General features: G+C 70.7%; 1 protein-coding gene. It reads left to right on the forward strand.

All coding sequences use genetic code 11. From position 1 onward, the window contains the following. Positions 1 to 147: 147 nt before the first annotated feature. The coding region (locus AL2_RS35845) for a transposase family protein (RefSeq protein ID WP_169806485.1) at positions 148 to 580 on the forward strand (433 nt) is incomplete at its 3' end.

Genomic DNA, 580 nt, shown 5'->3' on the forward strand with positions numbered 1-580 from the left:
CCAGGGCTAATGCGTTCTCAGGTGCTGAGATGAGCCGGTAGATCGGCAGGCCAACGGCGCGTGGCATCCGGGGTTGTGAACGACGAACGCGGTCCCCGATGATCTTGGGTGTCTAAGCCAGTCGATCAAGACAGGGGCCGCGTTCGCGTGCCATCCTCCCCGATCGACGCCCTGGTTCGCCACTGCGAGGGCGTCGTCCTGCCATGTCCCGCCACCGACCTTCCCGGCCTGCCGGCACTGGTGCAGGTGCTGGACCGCATTCCCGATCCGCGGCATCGCCGCGGCCGCCGGTACCGGCTCGGCCCCGTACTGGCGTTGTGCCTGGTCGCCGTGCTCAGCGGCGCCACCAGCCTGGCCAAGATCGGCAGGATCGCCGCAGAACTGGACGCACGCGTGCTCGCCGACCTGGGGCTACCGGCGGCACGGCCGGTCGTGACCACGCTGGGACGGCTGCTGGCCCGCCTGGACGGCGACGCCTTCGACAAGGCGATCGGGGCCTATCTGTCGGCTCTGGCCCACGACCCCGACGCCGGGAGCCAGGCCAGGCCGCAGGCGGTCTCGGTGGACGGCAAGACGCTGC

Origin of the sequence: Actinomadura latina NBRC 106108, assembly GCF_001552195.1 — a bacterium.
GTDB lineage: Bacteria > Actinomycetota > Actinomycetes > Streptosporangiales > Streptosporangiaceae > Spirillospora > Spirillospora latina.